The 25,121-nt window shown below is 26.8% G+C and carries 19 protein-coding genes, 1 other RNA gene and 2 pseudogenes; 19 read left to right on the forward strand and 3 right to left on the reverse strand.

Annotation, left to right across the window (positions count from 1 at the left end; all coding sequences use genetic code 11):
- The first annotated feature begins 90 nt into the window (after positions 1-90).
- The 6 genes from BTM21_RS01780 (at position 91) to BTM21_RS01805 (ending at position 8,359) form a co-directional block, all read left to right on the forward strand.
- Positions 91-1,989 (forward strand): sigma-54-dependent Fis family transcriptional regulator, encoded by a 1,899-nt coding sequence (locus BTM21_RS01780; protein WP_021876437.1) that lies wholly within the window; start codon positions 91-93, stop codon positions 1,987-1,989.
- A gap of 232 nt (positions 1,990-2,221) precedes the next feature.
- Entirely contained in the window at positions 2,222-3,388 is a 1,167-nt protein-coding gene (locus tag BTM21_RS01785; protein WP_096145315.1) for an iron-containing alcohol dehydrogenase, read from the forward strand.
- A 230-nt stretch (positions 3,389-3,618) separates the two neighbouring features.
- On the forward strand, positions 3,619-4,506 hold the full coding sequence (locus BTM21_RS01790; protein ID WP_021876435.1) for a sulfide/dihydroorotate dehydrogenase-like FAD/NAD-binding protein: 888 nt from the start codon (positions 3,619-3,621) through the stop codon (positions 4,504-4,506).
- Positions 4,506-5,897, forward strand: a complete 1,392-nt coding sequence (gene gltA / locus BTM21_RS01795) for an NADPH-dependent glutamate synthase (protein ID WP_021876434.1) — start codon at positions 4,506-4,508, stop codon at positions 5,895-5,897. Before BTM21_RS01790 ends, gltA begins: the two co-directional genes overlap by 1 nt.
- 191 nt (positions 5,898-6,088) lie before the next feature.
- Entirely contained in the window at positions 6,089-6,484 is a 396-nt protein-coding gene (locus BTM21_RS01800) for an RrF2 family transcriptional regulator (RefSeq protein ID WP_079481581.1), read from the forward strand.
- Positions 6,485-8,359: a glycerophosphoryl diester phosphodiesterase membrane domain-containing protein gene (locus BTM21_RS01805; protein WP_079481580.1), complete on the forward strand. Its 1,875-nt coding sequence runs from the start codon at positions 6,485-6,487 to the stop codon at positions 8,357-8,359.
- A 38-nt stretch (positions 8,360-8,397) separates the two neighbouring features.
- On the opposite strand, the gene BTM21_RS01810 is transcribed toward BTM21_RS01805, so the two are convergent.
- Positions 8,398-9,672, reverse strand: a complete 1,275-nt coding sequence (locus tag BTM21_RS01810; protein WP_021876431.1) for an amidase domain-containing protein — start codon at positions 9,670-9,672, stop codon at positions 8,398-8,400.
- A gap of 161 nt (positions 9,673-9,833) precedes the next feature.
- Here BTM21_RS01810 and BTM21_RS01815 point away from each other — a divergent pair, with 161 nt between their 5' ends.
- The 11 genes and pseudogenes from BTM21_RS01815 (at position 9,834) to BTM21_RS01860 (ending at position 21,566) form a co-directional block, all read left to right on the forward strand.
- Positions 9,834-10,826: a Gfo/Idh/MocA family protein gene (locus BTM21_RS01815; protein ID WP_021876430.1), complete on the forward strand. Its 993-nt coding sequence runs from the start codon at positions 9,834-9,836 to the stop codon at positions 10,824-10,826.
- 103 nt (positions 10,827-10,929) lie between these two features.
- Positions 10,930-11,282, forward strand: a transfer-messenger RNA (tmRNA) gene (gene ssrA / locus BTM21_RS01820).
- A gap of 119 nt (positions 11,283-11,401) precedes the next feature.
- The gene (locus tag BTM21_RS01825) at positions 11,402-12,370 is read left to right on the forward strand and encodes a hypothetical protein (protein ID WP_021876429.1); all 969 of its coding nucleotides are present in this window, start codon (positions 11,402-11,404) and stop codon (positions 12,368-12,370) included.
- Positions 12,371-12,388: 18 nt separating this feature from the next.
- A complete protein-coding gene (locus tag BTM21_RS01830; protein WP_079481579.1) occupies positions 12,389-12,661 on the forward strand; it encodes an ABC-three component system middle component 6 in 273 nt (90 codons plus the stop codon).
- Positions 12,630-14,297, forward strand: coding sequence for a DUF2326 domain-containing protein (locus tag BTM21_RS01835; RefSeq protein WP_079481578.1), 1,668 nt, complete (start codon positions 12,630-12,632; stop codon positions 14,295-14,297). Before BTM21_RS01830 ends, BTM21_RS01835 begins: the two co-directional genes overlap by 32 nt.
- Positions 14,298-14,484: 187 nt before the next feature.
- A complete protein-coding gene (locus BTM21_RS01840) occupies positions 14,485-15,450 on the forward strand; it encodes an MBL fold metallo-hydrolase (RefSeq protein ID WP_161493110.1) in 966 nt (321 codons plus the stop codon).
- Complete coding sequence (locus BTM21_RS01845; RefSeq protein WP_021876425.1) at positions 15,451-16,815, forward strand: trypsin-like serine protease; 1,365 nt, start codon at positions 15,451-15,453, stop codon at positions 16,813-16,815. It begins immediately after the preceding gene.
- 136 nt (positions 16,816-16,951) lie between these two features.
- A pseudogene (locus tag BTM21_RS14185) lies at positions 16,952-17,161 on the forward strand (ABC-three component system middle component 1); the annotation flags it as partial.
- A gap of 3 nt (positions 17,162-17,164) precedes the next feature.
- Entirely contained in the window at positions 17,165-17,389 is a 225-nt protein-coding gene (locus tag BTM21_RS01850; RefSeq protein WP_096145316.1) for a hypothetical protein, read from the forward strand.
- Positions 17,382-20,432, forward strand: coding sequence for an AAA family ATPase (locus tag BTM21_RS01855; protein ID WP_161493109.1), 3,051 nt, complete (start codon positions 17,382-17,384; stop codon positions 20,430-20,432). Before BTM21_RS01850 ends, BTM21_RS01855 begins: the two co-directional genes overlap by 8 nt.
- Positions 20,433-20,927: 495 nt before the next feature.
- Positions 20,928-21,566, forward strand: coding sequence for a nitroreductase family protein (locus BTM21_RS01860; protein ID WP_021876422.1), 639 nt, complete (start codon positions 20,928-20,930; stop codon positions 21,564-21,566).
- 131 nt (positions 21,567-21,697) lie between these two features.
- On the opposite strand, the gene BTM21_RS01865 is transcribed toward BTM21_RS01860, so the two are convergent.
- Positions 21,698-22,147: a MarR family winged helix-turn-helix transcriptional regulator gene (locus BTM21_RS01865; protein ID WP_021876421.1), complete on the reverse strand. Its 450-nt coding sequence runs from the start codon at positions 22,145-22,147 to the stop codon at positions 21,698-21,700.
- A 397-nt stretch (positions 22,148-22,544) separates the two neighbouring features.
- A pseudogene (locus tag BTM21_RS01870) lies at positions 22,545-23,134 on the reverse strand (integrase core domain-containing protein); the annotation flags it as partial.
- Between the two features lie 236 nt (positions 23,135-23,370).
- Between BTM21_RS01870 and BTM21_RS01875 the strand changes: the two are divergent.
- Together BTM21_RS01875 and BTM21_RS01880 are read left to right on the forward strand one after the other, a co-directional pair.
- Complete coding sequence (locus tag BTM21_RS01875; protein ID WP_021876420.1) at positions 23,371-23,643, forward strand: hypothetical protein; 273 nt, start codon at positions 23,371-23,373, stop codon at positions 23,641-23,643.
- Positions 23,644-23,804: 161 nt separating this feature from the next.
- Positions 23,805-24,920 (forward strand): deaminase domain-containing protein, encoded by a 1,116-nt coding sequence (locus BTM21_RS01880; RefSeq protein ID WP_021876419.1) that lies wholly within the window; start codon positions 23,805-23,807, stop codon positions 24,918-24,920.
- The last annotated feature ends 201 nt before the right edge of the window (positions 24,921-25,121 follow it).

Raw genomic sequence — 25,121 nt, forward strand, 5'->3', positions numbered from 1 at the left:
CTACATGCTTTTTTTGTGGAAAAAAGGTGTATAAAAGGTTAAAATGTTATTAGAACATTAATTCAGTTTTGGAATAAGTATGGGGGTATTATGGAAGAGAGAAGATTATTAATTGAAAAGTCCAATAAAAGAAGTGAAAGTTATGGAGTAGAAAAAAGCTCAAGTCACTCAAAGAAAATACTTATGGGAGAAAATCTAGAGAGAGTTTTAGCAAAACATAAGGAATTAATAGAAGTGTCAATACCATATATAGATATGGTATTTTCAGCAGTTCAAGATAATGAGTTTATTATAGTATTAACTGATAATGAAGGCTGCATTTTATATATAAGAGGAGAAGAAGAGGTAACAAATCACTTAAATAAGCTAAATGTTAAAGTAGGAGCTTATATGGACGAGCAGAATATAGGTACTAATGCTATGGGAACAGCTATAAAAGAAGATAAATGTGTTCAAATAACAGCAAATGAGCATTATATAGAAATATTTCAAAACCTAACTTGTTCAGCGGCACCAATACATAATGATAAAGGCGAAATTATAGGGACTTTAAATTTAACAGGTAATTGCACTTTAAAACATCCACATACATTAGGGTTAGTAGTATTTGGAGTTAAAGCAATTGAAAATGAGTTAGATAAAAGAAAAATAAATGATATTTTAAATCAAACCTATAACTACATGGAAAGTGTAATCGATAATGTGGATAAAGGTATAATGATTGTGGATATTGAAGGAAAAATAACAAATATAAATAAAGTTGCATCAAGGCTTTTAAATAAAGACAAAGAAGATTTAATTAATGAAGAGATAGATCATATAATATCAGATTTAGGAAATATATTAGAACAATTACAAGGGGATGAAAATATAATCACAAAGGAAGTTAAGTTTAAACATACAAGTAGACATAAAACAAAACTAACTTTTAAAGGTATTAGATATAAAGGAAAAGTAATTGGGATAGTAGTTACCATGAGTAAAGAAAGAGAGCAAGATGATATAAAGGATATAACAGGAGCTTTTTTTACATTCAATGATATTATTGGAGATAGTGCAGCAATAACAAATGTAATCACAAATAGTAAGATAATATCAAATAGCCCATCAACAGTACTTATTGAAGGAGAAAGTGGAACAGGTAAAGAGGTTTTAGCACAATCTATGCACAACTATAGTTTAAGAAGAAAAAATAAATTTGTAGCTATAAATTGTGGAGCTATACCAGCTAATATAATAGAAAGTGAATTATTTGGATATGAAGATGGTACATTTACAGGTGGGAAAAAAGGCGGAAAGCCTGGAAAGTTTGAAATTGCAAATGGAGGAACGCTATTTTTAGATGAAATAGGGGAAATGCCTCTTGATATGCAAGTGAATTTATTGCGTGTACTTCAAGAAGGAAGAGTTACAAGACTTGGAGGAAGCGATGAAATACCTATAGATATTAGAGTAATAGCAGCAACAAATAAAAATCTAAAGAAAGAAGTGAAAAAGGGAACATTTAGAGAAGATTTATATTATAGACTATGTGTTATTCCTATAAAGCTACCACCTCTTAGAGAAAGAAAGGGAGACGTGGAAAAGCTTATAGAATATTTTCTAAGAATAAAATCTTTTAAACTGAATAAGGAAGTTCCAGAGATAAATTCAGACTTATATAATAGATTATTATCATATGGTTGGCCAGGTAATATTAGACAACTGGAAAATTATATTGAGAATATAGTTAATTTAGATGGAAATTTATCTTTTGATATATGGGATGATAATGAAGAAAAAAAATATGAAATAACTCCTAAAGAAATAATTGAAGAAAAAAATAACAAAGAAGAGCGAGAAATTCTCAATTTATCAGCACTTGAAAAAGAAACTATAGAAAAGGCTATAAAAATTTATAAACATAATATGACTAAGGTAGCTAAGGTATTAGGAATAAGTAGAAATACATTATATTTAAAAGCTAAAAAGTATGATATAAAATTGTAATAAAATAAGACAATGTCCTAAAATGATACACATAATTTAAAAAATATGTATTATTTTAGGACAATATTATTTTATCTTATTTTTTATAAATCAAAAAACTGTTGAAAATAGGCGGTTGATAAAAAAATAACAAATTGGCACGAAATTTGCTATACATATTATTGTAAAAATAATAATAAATTATTAAGAATAAATTTTTAAATAAATTTTCATAATTTTAGGAGGCAAAATAATGGCACGTTTTACATTACCAAGAGATTTATATCATGGAGAAGGATCATTAGAAACACTTAAGACTTTAAAAGGAAAGAAAGCTTTCGTAGTAGTTGGTGGCGGATCAATGAAGAGATTTGGTTTCTTACAAAAAGTTGAAGATTATTTAAAAGAAGCTGGAATGGAAGTAAGAATATTTGAAGGCGTTGAACCAGACCCATCAGTTGAAACAGTTATGAAGGGTGCTGAAGAAATGAGAGATTTCCAACCAGATTGGATAGTAGCAATGGGTGGTGGATCACCAATAGATGCTGCAAAAGCAATGTGGATATTCTATGAATACCCAGACTTTACATTTGAACAAGCTGTAGTTCCATTTGGATTACCTGAATTAAGACAAAAAGCTAAATTTGTAGCTATCCCATCAACAAGTGGTACTGCTACAGAAGTTACTGCTTTCTCAGTAATAACAGACTACAAAGCTAAGATTAAATATCCTCTAGCTGATTTTAACATAACTCCAGATATAGCTATAGTTGACCCAGATTTAGCTCAAACTATGCCTGCTAAATTAGTAGCACATACTGGAATGGATGCTTTAACTCATGCTATAGAAGCTTATACAGCATCATTAAGATCAAACTTCTCAGATCCATTAGCTATGAAAGCTATTGAAATGGTAAGAGAAAACTTAGTTAAATCATACGAAGGAGACAAAGACGCTAGAAACTTAATGCATGAAGCACAATGTTTAGCTGGTATGTCATTCTCAAATGCATTACTAGGAATAGTTCACTCAATGGCTCATAAAGTAGGAGCTGTATTCCACATTCCTCATGGATGTGCAAATGCAATATTCTTACCATTTGTAATTCAATATAACAGAGTAGAATGTGAAGACAGATACGCTGATATAGCTAGAATGTTAAAATTAGAAGGAAATACAAATGCAGAATTAACTGATTCATTAATCAAGATGATAAATGGATTAAATGATTTATTAAATATTCCTCATACAATGAAGGAATATGGAGTTACTGAAGAAGACTTAAAGAACAATGTTAAATTTATAGCTCATAATGCAGTATTAGATGCTTGTACAGGATCAAATCCAAGAACAATAGATGATGCAACAATGGAAAAATTATTAACTTGCACATACTATGGAACAAGAGTAGATTTCTAATTTATATAGACAAAAAGATAATCAATGCACTAAAATCTAAATGAAATAAAAATCCCTAAGCAAAGGCTCTCAACGCGAGGGCTTTTGTCATTAAAAAATATAAATGTCAAAAAGATAAAAAAATACTGAATTTTATAAAAATTTATCAAAAATAGTTATACACTTATACAAAAGTTTAAATTTATGTTAATATTAATTAATGTTACAAAGATTATAGGGGGATACAGGGGATGTACAAAATAGTTGGTAAAAGAGAACTTACAAATAATATCTTTTTAATGGATATTGAGGCACCTAGAGTTGCAAAGTCTGCACAACCAGGACAATTTATAATAGTAAAGAATGATGAAAAGGGTGAAAGAATACCTTTAACAATAGCAGACTATGATAGAAAAAAAGGAACTGTAACTATAGTATTCCAAACTGTAGGAGCAGGTACAAAGGAATTAGCTACTTTTAATGAAGGAGACTATGTTTGCGATTTCGTTGGACCATTAGGACAACCAAGTGAACTAGTTCATGAAGATATAGAAGAATTAAAGAAGAAAAACTTTATCTTTGTTGCTGGAGGAGTTGGTGCTGCACCAGTATATCCACAAATTAAATGGATGCATGAACATGGAATTAAATGTGATGTAATTGTGGGTAGTAGAAACAAAGAATTATTAATATTAGAAGAAGAAATGAAAAAAGTTGCTGGGAATTTATATGTTGCAACTGATGATGGATCATATGGTTTTAATGGTAGAGTTACAGATTGCCTAAAAAGTTTAGTTGAAAAGGGAAATAAATATGATCATGCTATAGTAATAGGACCTATGATCATGATGAAATTTATGTGTGTACTTACAAAAGAATTAGAAATTCCAACAACAGTTAGTTTAAATCCAATTATGGTTGATGGAACAGGTATGTGTGGTGCTTGTAGAGTTACTGTAGGTGGAGAAGTTAAATTTGCATGTGTTGATGGACCAGAATTTGATGGTCACTTAATTGATTTTGATGAGTCAATGAGAAGACAAACAATGTATAAGACTGAAGAAGGAAGAGATCAATTAAAGAAAGAAGAAGGGGACACTCATAGCCATGGTGGTTGTGGATGTAAAGGTGATAAATAATGGATATAAAAGATAGAATGAAAAGAACGCCTGTTACTGAACAAGCACCAAAAATAAGAGCAACTAATTTTGAAGAAGTTTGTTTAGGATATGATGAAGAAAGAGCTATTAAAGAAGCTAATAGATGTTTAGGTTGTAAAAACCCTAAATGTGTAGAAGGATGTCCAGTATCAATAAACATTCCAGCATTTATATCAAAGGTTAAAGTTGGAGATTTCGAAGCAGCAGCTAAAGAAATAGCTAAATATAGTGCATTACCAGCAGTTTGTGGTAGAGTATGTCCACAAGAAAGCCAATGTGAAGGTAAATGTGTATTAGGAATAAAAGGTGAAGCAGTAGCTATAGGTAAATTAGAAAAATTCGTTGCTGACTGGGCAAGAAAGCACAATGTAGATTTAGCTCAAACAGAAGAATCAAAAGGTAAAAAAGTTGCAGTTATAGGAAGTGGTCCTGCTGGATTAACTTGTGCTGGAGATTTAGCAAAGAGAGGCTATGATGTAACTATCTTCGAAGCTTTACATGAACCAGGTGGAGTTTTAGTTTATGGTATTCCAGAATTTAGATTACCTAAAGATGAAGTTGTTAAGGCAGAAATAGAAAATATAAAGAAGCTTGGAGTAAAAATTGAAACTAACGTTATTATAGGTAGAACCATAACTATAGATGAGTTAATGCAAGAAGAAAACTTCGAAGCTGTATTTATAGGATCAGGTGCAGGTCTTCCTAAATTCATGGGAATCCCAGGAGAAAATGCTAACGGAGTATTTTCAGCAAATGAATTTTTAACAAGAGTAAACTTAATGAAGGCATATAAAGAAGATTACCATACTCCAGTTAAAGTTGGTAAGAAAGTTGCTGTAGTTGGTGGCGGAAACGTTGCTATGGATGCTGCAAGAACTGCATTAAGACTTGGTGCTGAAACTCATATAGTTTACAGAAGAAGTGAGTCAGAACTTCCAGCAAGAGCAGAAGAAGTACATCACGCAAAAGAAGAAGGTATAATATTCGATGTATTAACAAACCCAACAGAAATCGTAACAGATGAAAACGGATGGGTTAAAGGAATGAAATGCGTTAAGATGGAATTAGGTGAAGCTGATGCATCAGGAAGAAGAAGACCTGTAGTTGTAGAAGGTTCAGAATTCGTTATGGAAGTAGATACAGTAATAATGTCTCTTGGAACATCACCAAATCCATTAATATCATCAACAACTAATGGATTAGAAACAAATAAGTGGAAATGTTTAGTAGCAGATGAACACGGCTTAACTACTAAAGAAGGAGTTTATGCTGGTGGAGATGCTGTTACAGGAGCAGCAACAGTTATATTAGCTATGGGAGCTGGTAAAAAAGCTGCTGAAGCTATAGATGAATATCTTGCTATAAAATAGCATTAAATAGAACATAATATTTAATAAAGGTATAAGATATAGGAAAAAGTCTATATCTTATACCTTATTTTTTTCTTAAATAAAAATAAGGATTTTAAAGATTTTAATATAAAAATATAAAAAGCCTTTTAACTTTGTAGATAAATAGTTAAAATATGCTTATAACAATAATAAAAATGCGAGGTATAAAAATGTATTTATCTAAATTTACAGATTACTCATTTAGAGCGCTAATATATTTAGCAATTAATAGAGATAAGCTATGTACAGTGGAGGAATTAGCTTCTAACTTAGAAATATCAGAACATCATCTTAAAAAGATTATTCATAAGCTAGCCAAAACTGATTATATAATTTCAATAAAAGGCAGATCAGGGGGATTAAAGCTAGGTTTAGAACCAAAGGATATAAATTTAGGGGAAGTATTAAAAGTTACAGAAGATAACTTAAATATTGCAGAATGCTTTAACAAAGAAAACACATGCCCATTTATAGTGGGGGGCTGTAAATTAAAGGGGATAATGAATAAGTCTTTAAAGTCTTTTGTTGATGAATTTTCAAAATACACATTAGAGGATGTGTTATAGATGCCTCATAATAATTACTCAGAGATAAAAAATGAAACTAAAGGGTTATTAAGAAATACATATAAAAATTTTACTTTTAATATAAAATCATTACTATATTTTGAATTAATTTATAGACTAATAAGTACATTTTTATTTGTACCTATTAATATGTTTATTTTAAATAGATTTATGGGGCACATTGGAGTGAATAATATAACGAATAAAGATTTTCTTAAGTTTGGATTAACTTTTGAGGGTATAGTATATTTTGCTTTATTAGTAGTGGTTTCTTTTATTGCAATTTTTATAGAAATGGCAGTATTAACGTACATATCAGCTAAATCATATAAGAGAGAAAGGGTAACATTACTAGAAGCTATTATAAATAGTATAAAAATAGTTCCCCAAACTTTAAGCTATAGTATGATTTTTATAGTCTTAGTAGCAGGTATTATAGGACCATTAACTGGAATAGGATTACATAGTTCATTAATTAAAAATCTTAGTATTCCATCCTTTATAACTATAGAACTTTTTAAAACTAGCGGAGGAACTTTATTTTACTGTGGGTTTATAGTATTTATAGTAATACTATTTTTAAGATGGGTTTTATCTATACCAGCTGTAATTATAGAGAATAACAAATTAAGAGTTGCTATTAAAAATAGTATAAAGATATATAAAGGTAGTAGATTCAAGATATTTGGATATGTTTTATCATGGATTATAATATCATTTATAATACCAGCCATAGCTTTATTTATTTATACTGCTACTGGTTACTATGTTATGACTTTACTTGGTAGCGAAAGCATTTTAAGTGCAGTTTTTATGGGAATCTATATACTATTATTTTATATTGCATATATTTTAATATCTCTTATAGGTATTCCTATTTTTATTTCATTTATAGTAGAACTTTATTATAGATATAGAAATTATGAAGTTTCTGAAAGACAATTTAAGAGTATAGATGAATATAAGAATAATAAAGTATTAATATTTGTAAACGCAAAAAAGAAATTAATAAAGGTAATTACTATAGGAATATTCGTTATAATGGTTAATTTACTTGGAATTAATGCAATCTTTTTTAGAGTAGTAGATAAAGAAACTTATGTAACAGCTCATAGAGGAAGTGCTATAAGTGCACCAGAAAATAGTATTTCATCTGTGAAAAATGCTATTATGGAAGAAGCAGATTATGCAGAAATAGATGTTATGACAACAAAAGATGATGTTGTTGTATTGTTCCACGATACAACATTAAAAAGAATAAATAAATCAAATAGAGCTATAAAAGATATGACCTTTGAAGAAACACAACAAGTAGACAATGGTTCTTATTTTGACGAAAGCTTTTCAAGTGAAAGAATACCAACATTAGAAGAAATCTTAAAACTATCAAAAGGAAAGATTAAGCTTAATATTGAATTAAAACCTATGAAAGAAAAGGAGACGTTAGCTGAAGAAGTAGTAAAACTTATAGAAAAATATCACATGGAAGATGAAGTAGTTATTACTTCATTAGATTATGACATACTTCAAGAAACTAAAAAGTTAACTAATAAAATTCCAGTAGGATATATATTAATGGCAGGATTAGGGGATTTAACTAAGCTTAATGTAGATTTTTTAAGTGTAGAAAAATCAGTTCTTAAAGCAAAACTTGTATATGCAATGCATGCTTTAAATAAAGAGGTTCATGTATGGACCATAAATGATCCAGAAGAGATTGAAGAAGTAATTTCTTTAGGCGCTGACAATATAATTACAGACGATGTTGAATTAGTAGAAGACGTTAAAGAAAGTTTAAAACATTCAGGAGAAAAAGACTATATAACTATATTTTATGAAACAGTAAATACAATATTAAAATATATAAAGATATAAATAAAAGCTATCTAATTTTACTTAGATAGCTTTAAAATTTATTCAGTAATAGATAATAAGCTAAATGTAATATCATCATTACTCCAACCTAAATCAAAGGGGATTTGATATTTATCAATGGAGTTAGCATTCACTAGAGGATACCCCTTATTGTCAAAGCCTGTAATTATAGCACTATGTTCAACAGAATTATTTATATTGTAAGATATTAAATCACCAGGTTGAATCTTAGGAAAACTATCCATTAAAATTTCAAAATTTCCTGTGTTTATTAAATTACATCTGTTGTTATTTAAAAGATAATTTATTAATTTACTTGAATTAACCCAAGTTTCACTTACAGTAGGAGGTTTAGATGATTTGGGTTTATATAGCCAAGTTTTATCTTGTTTTAATTTACCTCCCTCAGTTTTATCAGCTAGACATTGAGATATAAAATTTGTACAGTTACCACAGGATGCAGTATAAACATAGTAATTACTGTTATATCCTTTAGATTTATCATTAGCCCAAGATATACCACAATATTTATTGGCATAATTAACAGCAGCTTTTCTATCATATATTTTATTAGAATCAAAATTTAAACTGTCTCTATTAAAATTAATATTATAAGTTTTAAATTTAGTTAGTGGTATTTCTTTTTCGGTAAGGTCAAATTTATAATCTTTTAAACCTTCTTGGAAACAATCTAAATAATAATCCTTTTGAACTATAAAGGAATTACCTACTCTTTTTAAATCTACAGTATGAAGTAATACCACACCAAAGTCGTTTATTATATCGGGAGTATCTTTATAAAAATATTTAAATTTATATTCTTCACTTAAAACTATAGAGTAAGTACCATTATTTATCTTAAGATCTTTAATCTTAGGAGTAGATTCAATAGTTGAGAAGGTTATAGCTCTTTCATTAGCCCAATCTCTCAAATAAGCAATTCTCTTAAATTCATGAAGAAGTGAATATTGACTATAAGTGTGAGATTTATCATAAAACTTATATAATTCTTCAACATTACCAGTCAAAAAAGCCTTATTACGAGTAGAAAATAATTCATTAAAAAAAGTTATAATTTCATCTTCAGTAGGTTCTTCACCATCAGTAATAAAAGTACCTACATTAGCAGTTGCTTCATATTCAAGATTTTCTTCAAATTGACAAGATGGAACTAAAATTAGTTTGTTAGTTCTGCTTAGAGAATAAAGAAAACTAATAAATAATGTTGCAATCAAAAATATATTTAAAAACATAGAAAAAAAGTTTTTATTATTTTTAAAAAACTTTATTAAGTCTTGAAGCCAAAGTCTCATTTTAAATCCTCCTTTATTTAATAATAGATAACAATAGTATGTGCATTACAAATATAAATATTTATCTTTAGAATTTTATATTTTATGTAAGGTTTTTATCTAGTATAATTATCTTAAAGTTCTAAGGAATAGTAGTTTAACTATAAAGGAGAGGGTTATATATGGATAATGAGATTGTTAGATTTGGGGTTATAGGTACTAATAATATTACAGAATGGTTCTTAAAAGGGGCTAAAGATGTAAAGAGGTTTAAATTAGAAGCTGTTTATTCAAGGACAGAAGAAAAAGCAAAAGCTTTTGGTGGTAAATATGGAGTTAAAAATATATTTACAAATCTAGAAGAAATGGCAAAGAGTAATTTAATAGATGCAGTATATATAGCATCTCCTAATGCATTACATGCTAAGCAAACTATTCTATTTCTAGAAAATAACAAACATGTTTTATGTGAAAAGGCTTTTGCTTCTAATGAAAAAGAAGTAAATGAAATGATAAAAAAAGCTAGAGAAAATAATGTTGTTTTAATGGAAGCTATGAAAACTACATTATTTCCAAACTTTAAGTTAATAAAAGATAATTTACATAAGATAGGTAAGGTAAGAAGATATTTTGCAAGCTTTTGTCAATATTCTTCAAGGTATGATAAATATAAAGCAGGAGAAGTTTTAAATGCTTTTAAACCAGAATTATCAAATGGATCATTAATGGATATAGGGGTTTACTGTATAGCACCAATGGTTAATCTTTTTGGTAAGCCAAATACAGTTAAAGCAACTGCAATGATGCTTGAATCAGGTGTAGATGGTGAAGGTAGCTTAATATTAGGATATGATGATATGGATGGAGTAGTAATATACTCTAAAATAAGTAATTCATATCTTCCATCAGAAATTCAAGGAGAAAAAGGAAGTATAATAATAGATAAAATAAATGCTTTTAATAATGTGAAGATAATATACAGAGATGGAAATACAGAAGAAATTTCGGTAAATCAAAAAGAAGATGATATGTGTTATGAAATAGAGGAATTTATAAATTTAATTTTAAATAAAAAATTAGAATCAGATGTAAATACTCTAGAAAATTCTAGAATAGTTATGAAAATAATGGATGAAGCCCGTAAACAAATAGGATTAAGGTATATAGCCGATTAGAGAAGCATTGTATCAAGTTGACAGAAAAACGTATATAATATATAATTACTACACAAGATAGAAACAAAATTGAATAGCGATGCGTTAAACTTAATTTTAATCTGGGGGCGTTTTGGCTTCGACGGGGGTAAGATGGGTTTGATAAGCGGGTGGAGGCAAGCATGTCACCTCCTTAATAAAGTATGCATTAAAGATAAACGCAGAAGACAATTTTGCATTAGCAGCTTAATATAAGCTACTCATCAGTCCGGGATGCCCACGTTTCGGGTAGCTGGTGTCATAGAGTGGGAAACGAAGTCTAACAAAGCTTTGAGTTAGAGGGGTATTTATGAAGCTAGGAAATAGGAAGTTTGTTTGTGAGCAACCTAGGACCGAAACCTTAATCACAAACTACACTCGTAGAAATTCAGATTGGTCTGCTTTCGGACACGGGTTCGACACCCGTCGCCTCCACCAAAAAATCCACGATAGTAATATCGTGGATTTTTATTGTTGTAAAAAGGTACAAATGATATAATTTTTACTATAGAAGGTATTAGATTAACTATTACAAAGTATGATAAAGTGGGGAAAAGATGGATAAGTATGATTATATAGAGGGAATAATGATAGCTCAGAGAGGTATAACTGGGATTAATTATCAAAAATGTTTGAGAGATATTTTAAAGAGATATTATAAGTATAAAAATAAAACATATGAAATGCCAGATGCTTATGGCGGGGATGATAAAAATGATGGATGGGTAGTTGAGGATGCTTTATTTTATCAAGTATTTGCACCTACTAGATTGAAAGAATCGTTAAGAAAAGAAATGCAAAATAAGTTTTCTGATGATTTAGAAGGATTAATAAAAAAAGTATATAAAGAAGGTAAATGGAATGGGCAAATTAAGAAATTTATTTTTCTTGTAAGTACTTTTGATGGAGATTTACCTCATGATAGTGAAAGATTTTTTGAAAATAAGGTTAATGATTTGAAGAGAATATATAATATAAGTTTTGATTATGAAGTAACTAATGGGGAATACATAAGAGATATATTATATGAGATTGAAGATATAAAGGTATTGGAACAAATATCATCTCAAATGAGGATTAGAGGACTGATAGATTATAACGCTATTACTGAAGAACTTATTATAAATTTAATAGATGAAATAGCAGGAAATATAATTACTAAATATATGACTAATGATACAATCAATACATATAATAGAGTATCAAGTCCTAGAAAAATAGAGATTAATAAATTGGATGAAAAGAAGGATGAAATTGAAGCTATAATTGAAAAATTAGATATAGTAGAGAATGCAATAAATACAATAAACCAAGATATCTTAAGTGAGGACAGGTTTGAACGGGTTAAGGGAGCAATAATAAGGAGTTATAGCGAATTGTGTTCAGAATTATCTGGTGTTGAATTGTATGATAAAATTATAGAGGAAGCATTAAAGTTTACAAATAATAAATCAGGTAAAAGTGGTCCAGTAAAATTTTTAATTGTATATGTTTTTGATAAATGTGATATATTTGAAAAAGAATAGTATAAGGAGGGATGAACAATGATCTTACCTAATAAATATGTGATATTAAGTGAGAGTTATATTGGCATTAGCGCATTAATATTAGATACATTATTAAATAAAAAAATGAAAATAGATAAGTTGTGGAATAATTTTGAAAAAAAATATGTTAAAACCAATATAGTTAAAAACCCTCCGACATATCAAAAGTTTATATATGTAATAGAGTTTATGTATCTTTGTGGAATGATATCTTATACGGAAGGAGGGGAAATTTTAAATGAAAATATTGAATTTAAAGATAATAAATAAGGAAGATATTATATTAAGAGACATAAATTTTAATGAAAATGGTATTTCATATATTTATGGAGATATACAAGATCCCAAAAATAAAAGGGGAACGAGTAACAGTTTAGGAAAGACGTTATTGTTAAAATTTATTAATTATATATATGGTGCAAATGAGGACTCTTCGATTTCTAAAGGTGAGTTGAATGGATATAAGTTGAGTGCTACAATAAAATATAATGGAAAAGAGCAATATGTTTCCAGAATAATTGGAAATTCAAAAGAAATTACATTAGATGGTAAAGTGAAGACTTTAGGTGAGTATAAGGATTTGTTAAACATAGATAGAGGACTTTATAGTAAGCAAATTATAATAAATAAAAAATCTAGCATAATCAGTTTCAATTCTAATCCAAATAAGGAAGATAATATTAATTTTATCAATTTATTAAATATTGATGGAATTATTAATAATATAAATGAAATTTATAAGGCGCAGAATAAAATAAAGAGTTTAAAGAATAATAAAATGGAACTAATAAGTCTTTATGATGGCATAAAGAGTGATACAATTGATGAAGAAATTTATTTTGTTGAAAAAGAAGTGAATAAACTTGAAAGTCAGATTGAAGAAGTTTCTAATAAGATTAAGTGTATTGAAATATCAGGGTTACAAAGAAATGTAATAGAAGAATATGAAATTAAGAACAAAGAATTAAAAAAATTAAATACTTTAATAAATAGATTAAATTTAGAATTAGAGAGATTAACTAAATTTATTGAGGATTCTAATAAAATAGATATAACAAGTGAACATATAATTGCAATATATAATAAATCTATGATAGAGGTACCACAATTAGTTAAAAAAAAGCTTAAAGATGTAGAAGTCTTTCATAAAAAGGTTTATGAAGAGAGAAAAGATTTTCTTGGCAAAAAGAAAGAGGAAATTCAGAAAGAAATTATAGAAAAAGAAGAAAAGACTTCTAAGTTAGCTAAACAAATAGATAAGTTAGGTGAAATTTTAGCAACAAATCAAATATATCAAGAATCTGTAATGTTATATGAAGATTTTAATAATAAACTTCAGAATTTGAAATTTAATCAAGGAAAACTATCTCAAATAAAAGAAATTGATGATGCTATTATGACAGAGGATAGTAAGTTAACTGATAATTTCGAAAGCTCTAGCGAAGAATTGAAAAAGTATTATAGTATAATTGAAGAGTATAGAGATTATATATATAATATTACTAAAGATATATATGATGAAAATGTAAATTCATATTTTGATATAAAGATTAGGAAAAAACATCAAACAAGCAGACCTCTAAACATTGAATTTACTTTGAAGGGGGATACTGGGGAAGGTGTAAATGAGGTTAAGAAAAATATAGTTGATTATTTAATATTAAAATATAACAATATTATTGATATATTAATACAAGATTCGGCTTGTTATAATGGAATAGATCCTAGACAAGTATGTGGACTATTACGAAATTTAAGTGAATTCTCATCGGAATTAAATAAACAAACTATAATAGCTATAAATAAGTATCAACTAGGAGATAATACAGAATTTATAAATAAAGTAATAGAAAATAGCGCAATAATTTTATCAGAAAAAGATAAATTATTGAAGTTTAATTTTTAAAATACGGATATTAAATTTATGGTGGATTTTAAAGGTTACGTATCGCCTCCACCAATAAATCCACGACAGAAATGTCGTGGATTTTTTTATGTGTATTATGTTGATAAAAAGGGAAATATATTTAAATTGGTTGTTTTATATAGTAAAATATAGTTATATGAAATAATGAGAAAATATGGAGGCAATGGTGAGTATAGAGATTAGAGTTGAAAAAGCCTTTAATGGAGATTGTATTTGGTTAAGATATGGAGGAAGAGAGAAGGCTAATATTATAATTGATTCAGGACCAGGAATTTTTGAGAGAGGTTTTAAAAAGGTAATAGATGATATAAAGGAAAAAAAGGAGGAGGTAAATCTATTAATTCTTACGCATATAGATAATGACCATATTTTGGGAGCGAAAAACTATATAGCTAAAAATGATTGTGAAGTAATAAGAAAAATATGGTTAAATGGTGAAGGTGTAAAGGTATACAGTACTAATCAGACACTGTCACCAAAAAATGTAGGAAAATTAGTAGAAGTTATTAAGGAAAAGGGAATAGAATTAATAACTCCAATATATGAAGGGTATGAGGATATAATTAATGGAGGGGAACTAAAAGTGATTACTCCTAAAAAGGAATCTGTTTTAGAAGTAGCAAAATTAGTTGATAAGTTTAATTTGAATTCAAGTAATTCTACATATACAGATTTAGAAACACTTTATTTAGAGGATAAATATGAAGAAGAAAATACACCTACTAATAAGGCATCGATATCTGTTGTTTTTAAATATGAAGATAAAAAAATAGCTTTTTTAGGCGATTCAGTTGCTACTGATGTAATAGAAGGATTAAATAAATATTTTAGTGGAGATGAAATGGATTTAGTTAAAATAGCTCATCATGGTAGTAAACACAATACAAATTGTGATTTAATAAGAAAATTAGGTTCAAAAAAATTTGTTATAAGCAAAAAAAATAAGGTTGATAAAGAGACTATAGCAAGAATAGTAAATTGTTGCGAAAAATCTGAAATATATTGTAATTATAATTGGTGGAGAAATAGAAATTATTTTAGTGAAAATGATAAATTAAGATATATTGATACAGGAAATTTATCTATAGATGAAAAAAATCTAATATTAATTTCTGATGGGGAGAGTTTATAGATGATTATAGAGAATGAATTACAAAATTTTTCAGTTAGAATAGAAAGCTTTAAATCAGAAAGTAATAATGAATTATTAGGAAGTGGAATATGGTGGGAACCAGAGGAAACTTCGGAGTATATATACATATTTACTGCGGCACATGTGGTATTAGATAAAAAAGATATAGTTGTTAGATATATAGATGAAAATCAAAATGAATTAGAGGTTAGAATAGAGGATAATAATATAGCTTATCATAAAGATAAAAAAATAATAGAAGGAGAATTACCAAGTCGAGATGTTGCTGTTCTAAGATGTAAAAGGCAGGAGGCTAATAAAGCAATTGTGAATACATACAAATTACAAAAGGTGGAAAATTTAAAGAGCAATAGGGAGATGATTTTTAGCGGATTTCCAGATGCTCTACATCAAAAGAGTTCGTTTATCTTTTCTAATAGAATTGTAAATGCTACTTTAGGAAATATAGATAAGCGAGAAAAGAGATTTACTTATGGAATTTCATCTTCAGTGATAGTTAATCCATATGAAGCTAATGAGCAATTGATTGGTTTTTCTGGTGCAGGTATATTCTTGAATGATAATTCAGAACTTTTATTATTAGGGATAAATAGTAATAGTCTTGGTAAACAGGCTGATTTAGGTACTTGTGCTGCTATGTCATCTGAATTAATAGTTGAGATATGTGAAGAAAAAAAATGGGATATACCTATTATAGCAAATAGTGTGATAGGGAATTTAGAAGATGCTATTGAAAATTTTTTAGATGAGATAGATAATGATGAACTACAGGAAATAATGAAAGAAATAATAGAGAACGATTTTGAAAAAGTAATTAAAGGTGATTTTTGCGGTATTTCTAAGGAATGTGAAAAAGCTAATTGTTCACATGAGTGTCAAACATTTAGGAATTATTTGTTAATTATTCTATGTATACTAAAATATTTAAATGATTCAATTAAATTTGAGAAAGCTTGGATAGAAAATGAAGGTGAAAGAATACCAGTAAAGTATATATGCTGTGATGGAGAATTACAATTAAATAAAGTAACTTTAAGTAGTTTTATAAATTCTTTGAAAAATGACTATCTTATAAATAATAAAATAGATGAGAAAAGTTTAATTTTATGGGGAACCAAGAAACCAGTTAAGGGGATAGAGAAATATTGCACTCCAAAAAATTTTAGAAGGATTATAAAAGATATAAAAGGAACATATACATCAGGTAGCAGATTTGATATAAAAAGAGGTCTTAGCCAACCTAAGGATTTAGCGATTATTGAAATTAGTACATTAATTGAAAAAATTAATGATCATACACTAGAAGATATGGTTAATCTTATAAAAGAAAGCCTTGCAAATTAAATTAGGAGTTCGAAATGATAAATATAAATAAAGATATAGAATTAATAAAAGAAAATATTGAATGTGATAGAGTAAAAGTTGTACGTTTTGAAGAAAAAATTAAAATAATAATAGAAAAGAATATAAACTAAATATAATATGCTGTTCTTTTGATAACGAGCAAGATTTAAAAGATTACTGGAGAATAATAGTTGATAATGTAGCTTTATATATACAAAGTAAATTAGAAAAAGTTATAGAGCTTTATAATGTTTATATAATTTTTTTTATCGATGATATTAATGAAGAACTATTATATAAAATAGAGCAAGATAAGTATTCATCTAGAAAGATAATAATTAAAAAAGCTATGCCTGAATCTGAAGAAAAATTAAAGTCTGTAGTAAACAAGAGATTATTTTATTTTAATATAGAAAAAGCAGTAAATAATTTTTCTATACTAGAAATATTAAACAATTGTGAAAAAGAGTTTTATGAATATATAGATAGTAGAGACTTGCTAAAGGATGAGAATATAGATGAAATTGTAAATATCTTAAATAAGAATAATTTAGGAGGTGATTTTATTGAGTAAAATTTCAAAAGTTAAGCTATCAAATTTTCGTATATTTACAGATGATTTTAATCAAGTAGATTTTAATAATGAAAATGGATTGCCAGCTGATTTTATATGTATTTATGGACAAAATGGAATGGGAAAGACTTCATTTTTTGATGGAATAGAATGGTTTTCATCTGGAACAATTTACAGATTTGAAGATAAAAATATGAAAAAGGAAATTAAAAGATATAAAGGATATGTTCTTTCAAATAGAAATATCGATGGAAATAATGATAAATCGTATGTTGAAGTTAATTATTCAGATAATTGTACTGTAAAAAGAACTGTTACAAAATCTAGTAAAGATATAAATGAAAAAGGATATAGAGATTATAATAAGGGAAGATTAAATCCTCAAAAATTTAAAATGAATATAATGGCCAAGCAGATATTACCTCATAATAAAATAGATAGTTTTATACACGCAAATAGTCCTAATGATAAATATGAAGAATGGGGAAAGTTTTGGGATAGTGATGGAAGTCAAAGAAAATTATTTACTAAGGTCTATAAAGTTAAAAAGTTAATTGCCAAAAGAATTGATTTAATCAAGAGAGATTGTGAAGATGCTATTGAAGAATTAAGAGAATTGACAATAAGCGATGAAAAAATAAAAGAAATAAATAATAAAATAAATGATTTCAATATTTTAGAGACAATAAGTGGATTAAAGTTAAAGGAAGTAATAAAATCTGAGAATGAAATAATCAATATTCCTGATAAAAATAAAATACGAGAATATAAAAATAGTGTAAATAAAATAATTGATAATGAAAAATTAAATATTGATAAACTTATATATCTATTGAATTATTACGGGGAGGACTATACTCAAAAAAAAATAGAGCTGAATAATAAAATCAAAAAGATAATTGATAATATTGATAGATATAAGCAATTGAATGAGGCCGGAGATATATGGTTTAAAGAGTATAATCAATGGAAGCAATTGGACTCTAACCTAAAATTAATTAATCGACAATTAAAGTTTAAATTATCAAGTCTAGAATTTAAATATAAAGAGTTAGATAATATTAATGAAGAAATAAATAAGTTGAAATCTTCTTTTGAAATTTTAAATGATAAAGAAAATTACTTTTTAACTAAATGTAAGTTTATTGAAGGAATAATAAATGAAATATCTAATAAAAAGTATAAGAATAAAGTAAATATTGATACTTTACAAAAACTTGATATTATAAAAAAACATAATCAAAAGATAATTAGTAATTTAGAAGAAGCTAAACTGAATAAGGAAAGAAAGAATTTTGATATACATATATCATCAGTAGTTGAAGATGATGAGAGATTTATTTTATTAAAAAAAATATACATTGATAAGTATAAGAACTTAAAGAATAAAATTGAAAATAATTCTAAAGAAGTTATTAAGAAAAAAGAACTATATTTTTCATGCAAGAAAAGTTTTGATGAATTACAGAATATACTTATGCAGGTTAAAGGTTACATTGAAAAAGAAGATTTAAATAATTGTCCAGTATGTCATACCCCTTTTAAAGATATTGGACTATTATTATCTAAGATTAATTTAGATGAACAAAGTAATAATTGTAAAAAACTATATGATAATTATCAATTGGCATTATCACATAAAGAAAAAGCTTTAAATGAAGAAAAAGAGTTAATAGATAAATGGAATGAAGAATGTGAAAAATATAAGGTAGTGCTTGGGGAGGAAATTTCGAATTTAACACAAAAAATAACTAGAGTTATACGTGAAAACGAAAAGTTAAAAGAGGATATAAAGTTAGATGAATTAAAAGTTAATGAATTTAAGGAAGAGTTAGATAAAATAAGTAAATATGAAAAAGACTTTTCACAAGATTCTATTAAAGAATGGTTAAATATAATTAAGAAGTCTTACAAAAGTAAGTTAGATAAAAGTATTAGAGATAAAGAAAAATTATATCTAATGGTAAGAGAATTAGATAAAGAAAGTAGAGAATTAAAATTAAATATTAAAGAATTAGAAGATAAAAATGATGATTTTAATCAAAAAGATATTAATAAAATTTTAGTTGCTAAATTAGAAGAAATAAATACTATCAATAAGAGTAAAATAAAAGAATGGATAGATTTTGAGAAATATTATAGTTCATTAATTATTAAAAATGAAGAACTTAAAAAACAAATTAAAGATATAGATAATTATATTAGAGGATATGAAAAAAATGATTACAAAGATATATTCAAAGAAAAATATTTAAAATATAATAAAAATAGTTATAGAGATTATATGTTACAAATATTTAAGGGGAATTATATTGATTTTAGTAATTTAATTCTTTTATGTAAAGAAAAGAAACATATTATCGAAAACCTTAAGAGAAATATTGATATATTAGACTATATTAATATTGAATTATGTAATTCTAACTATAATGAAAAATATTCTGTTATAAGTAAAAATATATCAATAAAAAAATATGAATTAAAAAAGTATGAAGCGTCTAAAAATAAAATTGATGGTATATTTTATAATCTAAAAAAATATATTGAAGAAAATATAGAAGAAGTGTTAGGAAGTAAGCCAATGAATCAAATTTATTCAATAATAGAACCTAATAAAGAATTTAAAAAGTTAAAAATAGAGGTTTCTTTTACTAATAGTGAAGATGGAGAAGATATACCAGAATTATATTTAAAAAGTTCTGGAGATGAGAATGAAGACATTTTACCTGAATATTTTTTCAGCACAGCTCAATTAAATACAGTAGCATTGAGTATATTTTTGGGTCAGGCCTTGTCTATGGACTTAGAGGTGAAAACTATTTTTATAGATGATCCTGTTGGACATTTTGATGATATTAATGTTTTAGCTTTTGTAGATTTATTAAGGAATATAATTAAAGATGGAGAATGGCAAATAGTAATTTCAACTCATGATGAGTCATTTTATAATATTCTAAAAAATAAAATATCAGATGAGTATTATAATTCGAAATTCATTACTTTTAGTTCTGTAGGAAAATTATCTGAATCAAATATAAATTAGAATAGTGAATTAAATATGGTGGATTTTAAAGGTAACGTATCGCCTCCACCAAATAAGAACGCAAGTAAGGATACAATGGTAAAACCTTGAAATATCAAGGTTTGGCCATTGTATTTTGCTTTTTAAGTGAGAATCCAAATTTTAATTTGGCTATTTGAACTTACTCATTCGACGACAATAGAAGGAGTTTCTTTTTAAAATAAACTGATTTTAATAGATAATTTAGCCACTTTTAGGTTTTTGAGTATTTGCGCACACCACTTAGTAGAAGTGTTACTAGGGGGTGTGCATTTTTATATGTAAAGAAGAATAAACTACTGGAAAAAAGGTTTGACATCAAACCAGTATTGATATAAGATTAGTTTGACATCAAACTAATCTTATATCAATACATAAAGTATACTCTCAAATAACATATTAGTTTTATAGAGATTATTATTTTAAATTGAATAAAGTGAAAATTTTACAATAGGGATACAGACGAGGAGAGTTAATATGAATGTTTTAGAAGCTATATATGCTCGTAAGAGTATAAGAAAATTTAAAGATGAAATTGTTCCAAGAGAAGATATAATAAAAATGATAGAAGCAGCAACACAAGCTCCATCGCCAAAGCATCAACAGAACTGGAATTTTATTGTACTTACTAACCCTGAAATAATAAATAAAATGGCTGATATAGTAACAGAAAGCCATGAAAGACTAGGTGAAATTGCAAAGACTGAAAAAGATAGAAAAATTCATATGAGTGTAATAAAATATTATACAAGTTTTAAAAATGCACCTGTAGTAGTAATGGTATATGGTTCAGAGTATAAAATGATAGAATATAAAATATTAAAAGAAAATAATGCATCTCAAGAAGTGTTAGATATGTTAGTATCTCCACAATCTGCAGCACAGGCAATAGGGGCAGCAGTTCAAAATTTTCTATTAGCTGCAACAGAAATGGGATATGGAACATGTTATATGACAGGACCTACTCACGCTAAAGCTCAAATAGAAGAATTAATAGGTTTTGATAAATCAGGATTTGAATTAATGTCTATGATATCTTTAGGTGTGCCAGAAGAAGAAACATCAAAAAAGCCACCACGTAAGCAACTTGAAGAAGTAGTAACATTTATAGATTAATTAAAAATAAACTGAAAATAAAGAAATCCCCTATAAAGTAGATATTTATTAATAAACGCTACTTTATAGGGGGTTTTAAATATGTATGAAAAATATTAAGTAACAGTTTATTAAATCTAAACATGTAATATCTATTTATATTTTTCATTTGCAGTTTTGAAATTAGAATTGAGCTTTTTAAGTAATCTTAAAAATTCAGCTTTTTCTTCTTTAGTAAAGTCTTTATAAGCAGTATCTTTGACTTGAGAAGATATAGAATTAAATTTATATTCAATAGACTTAGCTTTAGGAGTTAAACTTATATGCGTAACTCTTTTATCGCTAGGGGATTGCTCTTTTTTTATGTAGCCTAGATTTATAAGCTTATTTACTAGTGCAGTAACTGTAGATTTATCTTTACCAATTCTCTTTGATATTTCTTTCATAGTAAGTTTATTAGGACTTTCATAAAGTGCAGTTAATATATTACCGTGTGTAGGTATCAAATCCGTTAATTCATTTTCCACTAATTTATTTTCAATAAATTTAATCATAGATGCTTTTGTTTTACTAATAAAATAAATAATATATTTATCTTTCATTTATAATTCTCCTGTTCATATAAAAGAATATATCTATATAATATCATATTTTTTATAGCACCCCAATAACTTAAAAGTGGAATATACTTTTATATTCCATAAGACTATATATACTGAGACAGTTGTAAGGCTATTAAGAAATATCTTAATGTTCCCTAAGACTACGGCTTGGGGGGGATTTTTGTGTTATGGGGTAACAATTACACTAAATAAAATATTAAAAGTTAGTAATTAAATTATTAAAAAGAGGAATCTGTTAAGTAGTTATGAAAAAATAGCTTGATTTTTCATAGAATTACTTGCTCTTTGAAAATTATATAAGTTTGAATGTTTTATTGTATGGCAAATAAGTCTACAATAGCATTGATTTTTTGCAGGTTAATCAAAGGTATTAAATTTAATTAAGATGCTGAAAACCAAGAGTTTTTAGTAAAGCTATTGCTGGAGTACAGTTATTTAATGATCCATGTGGTCTAATAAAGTTATAGTGAAAGATAAATAAATATATAAGGTTATTAGCTTTTTGAAAAGAGTTGAATCCTTTCTTGGTTTTATACCAGGCTTTAAATTTATCAGCCTTTTGTTTAAAGAAAGGTGCAAAGTTATTAGTCCAACTGGCTATCGTAGCATGGGATACCTTAATACCAGCGTTAATCATCAAGAATTGAGAAATAGCCCTTGTTGATGAATTGTTTAAAAAATATAGTGTTAATGCAGTTAATATTACATGAAGTGGAAACTCATTTCTTTCATAGAAAGGGAACCGGTAATCAATTCATTAGAGGCTATATCAATATTTGTAGTATGATGTTTAACTATTAGGTTATTACATTTCTTATTACCACATTTATAGCGATTGTAGTGCTTACATTCATGATGAAGGAATGTAGCCTTATTACATTTAGGACATCTAGGATATTTAGATATTATCGGATTGCTGACGGAGTCAGGAGCAAATTGACGGTTATATTTTTTACTAGGATTTTTTTAGTATGTTAATTATTTTTTAGGATTTAATAAGTTTGAGAGCAATAAAATTAAGAAATAGAGGCATTAAATTTATCTTAGAAAATAAAGAATATGAGCTAAAGACTAAATAGGATCTAATGTATTAATATCTATGACTTAGTTTACTAAATTTAAATAGGGAATCTACAGCTAATATATATAATTGTTGTAATATAAGGGATATATTGGTATAATCATGAAGACAATTAGTTAACTTGACAGGTGAATGGAAACAAGAAAATAGTAAATCTGATGATTCTTATCAAGTTGCAACAATAAATGGTGATAACATTGAAATTTACTGGGTAACTGATAATGGTGATACAAAATCTCTTTATTGGGCAGGTTCATTTACTGCACCAACAACTAATGACGAACCTTATTCATGGGATTCAAAAAATGATCATAGCAAAACTGAAAGTGCTTTACTAGCTTCAAGTGATGATACTAAAACTATAACATACCAAGATGATGTATTAAGTTTATGAAGTTTCTGCTATGGGAACAACTACAAAGGTTAAATTGAAAAAGCAACAATAATAACATAAAAAAGGCTGAAAGTTAGATAATATCTAGCTTTCAGCCTTTAAATATGTTAGATTAAATTATAAGTTAGAGGAGAAATGTCGCGAATTCAAAGGAGGTAGTAATGCCAACAAAAAAGAGAAAAAATGAAAGAATAAAGATTTGTAATATAGATGATTTAAAGAAAGCATTAATATTAGAAGGTCACAATTTAGAAGTAGTAGATTATTATATTTTAAAGGAAAACTTTATAAAGGCTTTTGATATAACTGAAGATGTATTTATTAAGTTATATGAAAGTCTTAAGGAAGAATCAATTACTTATAAAGTAGATGATATTAACGATTTAATAAATTACATAAAGAACATTATAGTTTTTGAGAATGAACATAAAATGTTATGTGAAAAGATAAAGAATATAAAGGCATTACATATTTATAGAGTTGAATATGAAAGGATTCCAACCCCTCAAGATGATGTTGAACATATCTTGAAAATAGTAGAAGAGACCAAGAATGCTGTATCAACTAAAATTAATGAAGAAGGAAAGCTAAAATTAAAATTATTAGAAAAAGAAATAGATAGAGATTATGTGTATGCAAAAGATATAGAATTATTAAAAAGAATTCTTCTTTGTAACAGTGAAAATGTAAGCGAGAATTATGATAAAGATAATCAAACTAAAATTTTATTTATTGATGTTCCTAAAAACATTACTTTTAATTATATAAAAGCAGAGAAGGGATCAATAGAGTATCATAAACATATTAAAAGTTATATTCCTAGAATGAAAAGGCTTATTAAAAATTTAGATAAGTATATTACAGAGGAAGAGCATGGAGTATTTAAAATTAATCAAAGTATGGTAATTCAGGATTCTGTAAATAAGGCTATTGCAGTATTTAATAATAAGGAGTTTAGAGCTGTTAGTGGGAAAAATGATATTGAAGATAGCTGTACATTAATACCAATGGGAGAAGAATACTTTAAAAGTTGTAAAGTTAATAAACTTGGGAAATTAGGAATTGGTTATAATAGAATAAATGATAGTGAAAAAAAGATTTTAGAAAAGATAAATAGACTTATAAAAGAAGGAACGTTAGCTAATGAAGGAGAACTAATTTTATATAGTAAATGGGAACCCTGTCCCAGCTGTTATTATGTAAGTAGGCAATTTTGTGAAATGTATCCTAAAATAAATTTTAATATTATGTATTATAAAAACTATGGAGAAAAATAGAAAGATAATAAATTGGATTATGTATATTTAGTAAGTTTATTGAAATAAAGATATGTTTTTAGTATAATTGAAATATTAAGAATTTTAAGGGCTAGTATTATTAGATAAGGTAGTACGTAGCCTATAGTTATTTTTGAAAACGATTAGTTTAACAATATTATAAAGTGATGGATTGTGTACAGTGGAAGAATGAGAGGAAGT

Source organism: Clostridium chauvoei (genome assembly GCF_002327185.1).
Classification (GTDB): Bacteria; Bacillota; Clostridia; order Clostridiales; family Clostridiaceae; genus Clostridium; species Clostridium chauvoei.